A 7,602-nucleotide genomic window follows, 5' to 3' on the forward strand; every position below is an offset into this window, starting at 1 on the left:
GGCGCGCAGCGCCCGCTCGTCGTCGGCCGACAGCGGCTCGCACCGGATCGGCGCGATCAGGTCGTACGCGACGCGGGTGCCGGCCAGCCGCAGCCGCACCCCGCCGCGCGGGGCGACGGTCGGATCGTCGTGGCGCAGGAACAGCCCGCGCATGCCGAGATGGACGTGCAGGGTGGGGCTCTCCTCCAGGTGGTAGAACAGGTGCTTGCCGTACGCCTCCACCGCGTGCAGCCGGTGCCCGTCGTACGGGCCGGGATCGAGGCGGCCCTGTGGGCTGGAGACGGCCAGCACCTGCCCGGCGAGCGCGGCGTGCTGCTCGCGGGCGTACCGGTGGATGAGGTGCCCCTCGGGCATGTCACCGGCGCCGACGGGACACAACGGGCAACCAGGGCATGACGGCGGGTACCCGGCGCGTCGGAGGGGAAACCCCGCCCTGACCGGGAAGAAGGGCGATCGGTCGGCAGTTGTACCGGTCCGTGACCGGCGACGCCCCGCAGCCCCGGCTGCTCGACATCCGGCGGATCTTCGTGGAGCCGGAGGCCGCCGCGCTTCCCCGCGGCCGGGAGGTGCTGGCTCGCTTTCCCGACGCCGAGCGGATCGAGATCGACAGTCACACCCGGATCCCCGAGCTGTACGGCGACGAGACGAACGTGGCCCGCTGGGTGCGGATCAAGACCGAGACCCTCGTGCTCGGCGTGAAGAAGTCACTCACGGCCCGGCCCAACGGCCGCTCCAGCGACTTCATCGCCCCGTCCACCGCGAACGGTTGCGCCATGGCGTGTGCCTACTGCTACGTCCCCCGGCGCAAGGGCTACAGCAATCCGATCACCGTCTTCGCCAACATCGAGCGGATCACCGGCTACCTGTCCCGGCACGTCGCCCGGCAGGGCGCGAAGGGCGCCGCGAACCAGTGCGACCCGCACGCGTGGGTGTACGACATCGGCGAGAACTCCGACTGCTCGCTGGACGCCCGGGTCAGCGACAACGTCCGGGACCTGGTCAGCTGTTTCCGCGGCCTGCCCACCGCCAAGGCCAGCTTCGCCACCAAGCACGTCAACCGCGACCTGCTCGACTGGGACCCGCGCGGGCGGACCCGGATCCGGTTCTCGCTGATGCCGGCCCGCGACGCCAAGCTGCTCGACATCCGCACCTCACCGGTCGCCGAGCGGATCTCGGCCATCGACGACTTCGTCGCCGCCGGCTACGAGGTGCACGTCAACTTCAGCCCGGTGGTGGTACGCGACGGTTGGCTCGACGACTGGGCGGAGCTGCTCGAGCAGCTCGACGCCGGGATCGGCCCGCCGGCCCGGGCGCAGCTCGCCGCCGAGGTCATCTTCCTCACCCACAACGACCGGCTGCACGAGGTCAACCTCGGCTGGCACCCGAAGGCCGAGGAGCTGCTCTGGCGCCCGGAGCTGCAGCAACCCAAGCGCTCGCAGTCCGGCGGCTGGAACGTGCGCTACCGCACCGGTGAGAAAGGCCGCTACGTGGCCGCGCTGACCGAGCTGATCTCCGCCCGCGCGCCGTACTGCCGGATCCGGTACGCCTTCTAGCCGCCCCGACGGCGCCAGCCGGGACGGCCGCTGGTGGCCGGAATCCGCCTCGTGCCGAACCGCCGGCCCGGTTAGCGTGCGGCGGTGCGTAACGCGGAGTTCACCGATCCCCGCCTCGTCGCGGTCTACGACGTCGAGTGCCCGTGGGGCCCTGACGACGACTTCTTCCTCGCCGAGGTCGGCGTCGACCCGGCCCGGGTGCTGGACCTCGGCTGCGGCACCGGCCGCCTGGCCCTGGCCCTGGCTGCCGCCGGGCACACCGTCACCGGCGTCGACCGGCCCGCGCCTCACTGGACGCCGCCCGCGCCAAGCCCGGCGCGGACCGGGTCACCTGGGTGGAGGGTGGCGCGGAGGTGCTGCCCGGCGGGGCGTACGACGTGGCGGTGATGACCAGCCACGTGGCGCAGTTCGTGGTGGACGACGACGAGTGGCGGCGGGTCCTGGCCGCGCTGCGTCGGGCGCTGCGTACGGGTGGCCGGCTGCTCTTCGATTCCCGGGATCCGGCCGACCGGCGCTGGGAGCGGTGGAACCCGGTCGACTCGCGCCGGTCGGTCCGCCTGCCGGACGGCTCGGACGTGGTGACCTGGACCGAGGTGACCGAGGCCCGGGACGGCGTCGTGCGGTTCACCCGACATTTCGGCTTCGCCGACGGTGAGGTGCGCGGCGAGGCGGTGCTGCGGTTCCGTACCGAAAGGGAGTTGCGGGACTCGCTCGCGGGGGCGGGTTTCCGGGTGCAGCGGATTCACGGTGGCTGGCAGGGGGAGCCGGTGGGTGCGGGGGACGACGGCGAGTTCGTGGTGGTGGCGACGGCGCTCTGACGATCCCGGTTCAGCCGGCGTGGCGTACCTCCTGGTCCCAGATCTGGTCCCACGGGCGCCGCAGGCCCTGGCACAGCCAGATTGGGCCGCCGTTCTCGTCGTTGTCCACGTCGACGCGCTGGTCGACCCGGCCGGCGAGGGTGACCTGTCGGAACCAGCCGCGTAGCTGGTCGGGGCGGTCCCAGCCGACCGCGAGCACGGTGTCGGCGTCGGCGGGCGGCCGGCCGAACTCGGCCATGCTGTTGTGCCCCGAGTAGGCGCGGGGCAGGTCGCGTGCGGGGCCGTAGCGGGCGACGGCGCCGGCCTCGCCGTAGTTGCCGGTGAGGATCACCGCGCGCTGCCGCTGCTCCGGCGGCAGCCCACGGTGCACGGCGGCGAGCGAGTCGGCGAACGCCGGCCAGCCGATGGTCTCCCCGGCGTCGTAGTTGACCTCGACGACGAAGCCGGGCAGCCGGTCGGCGGGCAGCGTGGGCAGCAGCAGCACGGCGCTGCCGGTGACCGCGACGACCGCGGCGGCGGCCAGTAGCACCCGACGCGGCACGGTACGCGCCCAGTCGGCGGTGACGACCGCGCCGGCGGCGGTGAGCACCAGCAGCAGCGGCGCGTCGTAATAGCCCTTGCCGCCGGCCACCAGCACGATGCCGAACACCACCAGCCAGGCCCAGCCCAGCGCCCGGTAGGCCCGCCACCGGGGGCGGCGCAGCAGGGCGACCAGCCCGGCGACCCAGATCGGCACCGCCACCGGACTGATGATGAGCAGTTGCAGCACGACCGCGTCGAGGCGGCCGCTGTAGGAGCTGTCCCCGTCGGCGATCGACGAGGCGACCGCGAGCTGCGGGAAGTCGTGCGCGGCCTGCCAGGCGAGGTTCGGTACGGCGAGCAGCGCGGCCAGCGCCACGCCGGCGAGCACCCACCGGTCGCGTAGCAGCCGGCGCGGCCCGGCGATCGCCACCCCGGCGAGCAGCCCCACGCCCAGTAGCGCGGGCAGCAGCTTGTTGAGCATCCCGACGCCGAGTACCGCGCCGAGGCCGAGCGCCCAGCGCGGGTCGCCGCGCAGCACCCGGACCGCGCAGTACGCCGCGGCCAGCCAGACCAGCAGGTCCACGGTGGTGGTGCTGAGCAGGTGCCCGGCGGCGAGGACGACGCCGGCCACCGCGGTGGTGCCCGCGGCGAGGAGCTGCCCGCCGCGTCCGGCGCCGAACTGGCGGGCCAGCGCCGCCACCAGCGCCACCGCGGCCCCGGCGATCAGCGCCGACGGGGTACGCAGCACGACGAGGTTGCCCGGGGCGAGGGTGTCCATCGCGCGGGCCAGGGCCGGGACGAGCGGCCCCTGGTCGACGTAGCCCCAGTCGAGGTGCCGGCCGCAGAGCAGGAAGTACAGCTCGTCGCGGTGGTAGCCGTACCGGTGGGCCAGCGCCAGCAGAATGACGGTGACCGCGCCGGCGACCAGCCACGGCCCTTTCGTGCGGGGCCCGGGTGCTGGCGGCGCGGCGGGAGCTGCCGCGTCCGGACGGTCGGTGACGGGTACGGCCACGCTCCCATGGTGGCCGCTCGGGTGCGTACCGCGCTGTCCCGGACCGGTCACGGTTCGGCACCGGCGGATCCGGTTGGCGTCGCGGCGGGGCTGCGGTTAGCTTTGCCCCGATGCTGATCAGAGAGTTCACCGACGCCGACTGGCCGCAGGTGTGGTCGATCGTGCGGGAGGTCGTCGTCGCGGCCGACACCTTCGTCTACGACCCGGGGCTGACCGAGGAGTCAGCACGCGCCATGTGGGTGGAGGCGCCGCCGGGGGTGACCGTGGTCGCCCTGGACGGTGACCGGGTCCTCGGCACGGCGAAGATCGGCCCGAACAAGCCCGGGCCGGGCGCGCACGTCGCCACGGCCAGTTTCATGGTGTCCGCCGACGCGCGGGGCCGGGGCGTCGGCCGGGCGATGGTCGAGTACGCCCTGGACTGGGCCCGCCGGCAGGGGTACGCGGCGATGCAGTTCAACGCGGTGGCCGAGTCCAACACGTGGGCGGTGGAGCTGTACCGGCGGCTCGGGTTCACGGTGATCGGCACGGTGCCGGAGGCGTTCGCGCTGCCGGACGGCAAGCGGGTCGGCCTGCACATCATGCACCGCTTCCTCTGAGCCCCGAGGGGGACACCGCGCGCCCGAACGGGCGCGGCGGTGCCAGGATGGGCCGATGAGCGATGAGCCGATCGACCTGGCGGTGGCGCTGGCCGGTTTCGTCGCCGCCCGTCGGCGCACGCGCACTGGTCGCCTGGGCGCCAGGGCACCGTCGCGGCGCGGGCCGCGGCCACCGTGAAGGCGACGCTCCGCGCCGACCTGCTCACCGCCGTCGGCCGGCACGGGCCGGGCTGGGTCGCCGGGCAGCGCGCCGGTCAACTCGCCACCCTCACCGGCCGGGGCCTGGACGCGCTGGACGCCTACTTCACCGGCTACCTCCCGCAGCTCGTGCTCAGCGTGGCCGTGCCGCTGGCCGTGCTGGCCCGGCTGGTCCTGGCCGACTGGGGCTCGGCGCTGATCATCGCGCTGACCATCCCGCTGATCCCGGTCTTCGGCGCCCTACTCGGCTGGCAGGCGCAGGCCGCCACCGAACGCCAGTGGCGACGGCTGTCGCTGCTCGGCGGGCACTTCCTCGACATGGTCGCCGGGCTCCCCACGCTGCGCGCCTTCGGCCGGCCGGGCCCAGACCGACGTGGTGCGCCGGATGGCCGACGGGCACCGGGTCGCGACCATGAAGACCCTGCGGATCGCCTTCCTCTCCGCGCTGGTGCTGGAGCTGGTCGCCACCCTGTCGGTGGCGCTGGTCGCGGTGCCGGTCGGCATCCGGCTGCTCAGCGGCGGGATCACCCTCTCCACCGCGCTGCTGGTGCTGCTGCTCACCCCGGAGGCGTACCTGCCGCTGCGGGCGGCCGGCAGCAAGTTCCACGCCAGCATGGAGGGGCTCACCGCGCTGGACGAGGCGCTGACCGTCTCCGCCGCACCGGCCGCCGCCGCGCCGGCCGGCGAGCCGGTCCCGGCGCCCGACGGCCACGGCGAGATCCGCTTCACCGACGTGACCGTGGCGTACGAGCGGACCACCGCGCTGCGCGAGGTCAACCTGACCATCCGGCCCGGCGAGCGGATCGCGGTCATCGGGCCGAGCGGCGCCGGCAAGAGCACCCTGCTCGGCCTGCTGCTCGGCTTCGTCACCCCCACCTCCGGCCGGGTCACCGTCGACGGCGTGACCTGACCGAGGTCGACCGGGACGCCTGGCGCCGGCAGGTCGCCTGGGTGCCGCAGCGGGCGCACCTCTTCGCCGCCTCGCTCGCCGACAACATCCGCCTCGGCGCCCCCGACACCCCGGACGCGGCGCTCGCCACGGCCGTTGCCGACGCCGCGCTCCAAGACGTGGTCGCGGACCTGCCCGACGGGCTCGCCACCACGCTGGGCGAGCGCGGGCACGGCCTGTCCAGCGGGCAGCGGCAGCGGGTCGCGCTGGCCCGAGCCTTCCTCCGGAACGCCCCCGCTGGTGCTCCTCGACGAGCCGACCGCCCGGCTCGACAGCGCCAGCGAGGCGTGGTGCTGGCCGCCACCCGGCGACTCGTCGCGGGGCGTACCGCGCTGCTGGTCGCGCACCGCCCCGCGCTGCTGGCGGACGCCGACCGGATCCTCCGGGTCGAGGACGGCCGGGTCACCGAGCTGACCCCGATCCCCGCCGGGGAGGCGACCCGATGACCACCGGAGAAGTTCGCCCGGAGGGCCGCGACACGGGCGGCCCGACCCCGGCGGAGCTGCCGCCACCACCAGCCGGCACGGTGCACACCGGCGCGGAGCGGGCCGTGCTGCGGCTGGCCCGGCCGTACCTGGGCCGGCTGGTCGGCGCGGGGCTGCTCGCCGCGGCGACGGAGTTCGCCGGACTGGCGCTGATGGCCACCGCCACCTGGCTGCTGATGAGCGCCGCCGGCCGGCCGCCGCTGGACCGGCTCACCGTGGCCATCGTCGCGGTCCGGGCGCTCGCCATCAGCCGGGGCGTCTTCCGCTACACCGAACGACTCGCCGGCCACGACGCCGTGCTGCGCATGATCACCGACGTGCGGGCCCGGGTCTTCGCCACCCTCGCCGCCCGTCGGGGGCCCGCCGAACAGCGGTCCGGGGACGCGCTGAGCCGGCTCGTGTCCGACGTGGAGGCCGTCCAGGACCTGCTGCTGCGGGTGCTCGTCCCCGGGGCCGCCGCCGCGCTGGTGAGCCTGCTGGCCGTCGGCGGGGCCGCGCTGATCTCGCTGCCCGCGGCCGGGGTGCTCGCGGTGGGCCTGCTGGTCGCCGGGGTCGCGCTGCCCGTACTGGCCACCGCGCTGACCCGGCGGGCCGCCGACGAGGTCGCGCCGCTGCGCGGGGCACTCGCCACCGACGCCGTCGACCTCACCCACGGCGCCGCCGACCTGGCCGCCTTCGGGGGCCACCGGGTACGCGCTGCGGGCCGCCACCGATCGCGCCGACCGGCTGGCCCGGCTGGAACGCCGGCTCGCCCGGACCGGGTTCGCCGTCGACGCGGCCGGGGTACTGGTCGCCGGACTGACCGCCGCCGGCGTGGTGCTCACCACGCTGCGCGCCGGAGTCGACGGGGTGCTGATCGGCGTGCTGGCCGTCGGCACCCTGGCCGCGGTGGAGATCGCGCTGGCCCTGGTCGGCGCGGCCCGGCAGCGCACCCAGCTGCGCGCCGGCCTCGACCGGGTCGCCACGCTGCTCGACACCCCCGACGGCCCCCACCACTTCCCCCGGCGGGGCGACCGTCGCCGCCCGGGCCGGGCACGACGTGCGGTTCGACGGGTGACCGTGCGCTACCGGAAGGGCGCCGCCCCGGCCCTGGACGGCGTCGACCTGGATCTCCCGGCCGGCCGCCGGGTCGCCGTGGTCGGCCCGAGCGCGCCGGCAAGAGCACCCTGGCCGCCGTGCTCACCGGCGCGGTGCGCCCCGACGCCGGCCGGGTCACCCTGGACGGGGTGGACCTGTCGGCGTACCCGGCCGAGGAACTGCCCCGCGCCATCGGCGGGCTGCTCGCCGAGGCGTACGTCTTCCACGCCTCCGTCCGGGACAACCTGCTGCTCGGCCGGCCCGCCGCCGGCGAGGAGGAGCTGGCCGCCGCCACCCGGGCCGCCGGCCTGCTCGACTGGGTACGCGAACAACCGGACGGCTGGGACACGGTGGTCGGCGAGGAGGGCGGCCAGCTCTCCGGCGGGCAGCGG

General features: G+C 75.5%; 6 protein-coding genes and 2 pseudogenes. 6 read left to right on the top strand and 2 right to left on the bottom strand.

Going from position 1 to position 7,602, the window contains the following annotated elements:
* The coding region (locus JNW89_RS21295) for a DNA-formamidopyrimidine glycosylase family protein (RefSeq protein WP_305070525.1) at window positions 1–354 on the bottom strand (354 nt) is incomplete at its 3' end.
* Between the two features lie 110 nt (window positions 355–464).
* Between JNW89_RS21295 and JNW89_RS21300 the strand changes: the two genes are divergently transcribed.
* The 3 genes from JNW89_RS21300 (at window position 465) to JNW89_RS21305 (ending at window position 2,371) form a co-directional block, all read left to right on the top strand.
* Window positions 465–1,553: a spore photoproduct lyase family protein gene (locus JNW89_RS21300; RefSeq protein WP_238450240.1), complete on the top strand. Its 1,089-nt coding sequence runs from the start codon at window positions 465–467 to the stop codon at window positions 1,551–1,553.
* Between the two features lie 84 nt (window positions 1,554–1,637).
* Window positions 1,638–1,940, top strand: a complete 303-nt coding sequence (locus tag JNW89_RS38140) for a methyltransferase domain-containing protein (RefSeq protein WP_309140009.1) — start codon at window positions 1,638–1,640, stop codon at window positions 1,938–1,940.
* On the top strand, window positions 1,889–2,371 hold the full coding sequence (locus tag JNW89_RS21305) for a hypothetical protein (protein WP_309140010.1): 483 nt from the start codon (window positions 1,889–1,891) through the stop codon (window positions 2,369–2,371). Before JNW89_RS38140 ends, JNW89_RS21305 begins: the two co-directional genes overlap by 52 nt.
* Before the next feature lie 10 nt (window positions 2,372–2,381).
* Here JNW89_RS21305 and JNW89_RS21310 read toward each other — a convergent pair whose 3' ends face one another.
* The gene (locus tag JNW89_RS21310; protein ID WP_238450241.1) at window positions 2,382–3,905 is read right to left on the bottom strand and encodes a glycosyltransferase family 39 protein; all 1,524 of its coding nucleotides are present in this window, start codon (window positions 3,903–3,905) and stop codon (window positions 2,382–2,384) included.
* A 110-nt stretch (window positions 3,906–4,015) separates the two neighbouring features.
* On the opposite strand from JNW89_RS21310, the gene JNW89_RS21315 reads away from it, so the two are divergent.
* The 3 genes and pseudogenes from JNW89_RS21315 to cydC all read left to right on the top strand — a co-directional run.
* Window positions 4,016–4,501, top strand: a complete 486-nt coding sequence (locus JNW89_RS21315) for a GNAT family N-acetyltransferase (protein WP_238450242.1) — start codon at window positions 4,016–4,018, stop codon at window positions 4,499–4,501.
* 85 nt (window positions 4,502–4,586) lie between these two features.
* Window positions 4,587–6,094: pseudogene (gene cydD, locus JNW89_RS21320) on the top strand (thiol reductant ABC exporter subunit CydD); the annotation flags it as partial.
* Window positions 6,095–6,189: 95 nt separating this feature from the next.
* Window positions 6,190–7,602: pseudogene (gene cydC, locus JNW89_RS21325) on the top strand (thiol reductant ABC exporter subunit CydC); the annotation flags it as partial.

The sequence above is a fragment of the Micromonospora sp. 4G55 genome (assembly GCF_016803375.1).

What these genes read in the sequence shown, in the direction of transcription:
- JNW89_RS21315 (WP_238450242.1), top strand. Translation starts at nt 4,016, where the DNA reads ATGCTGATCAGAGAGTTCACCGACGCCGACTGGCCGCAGGTGTGGTCG.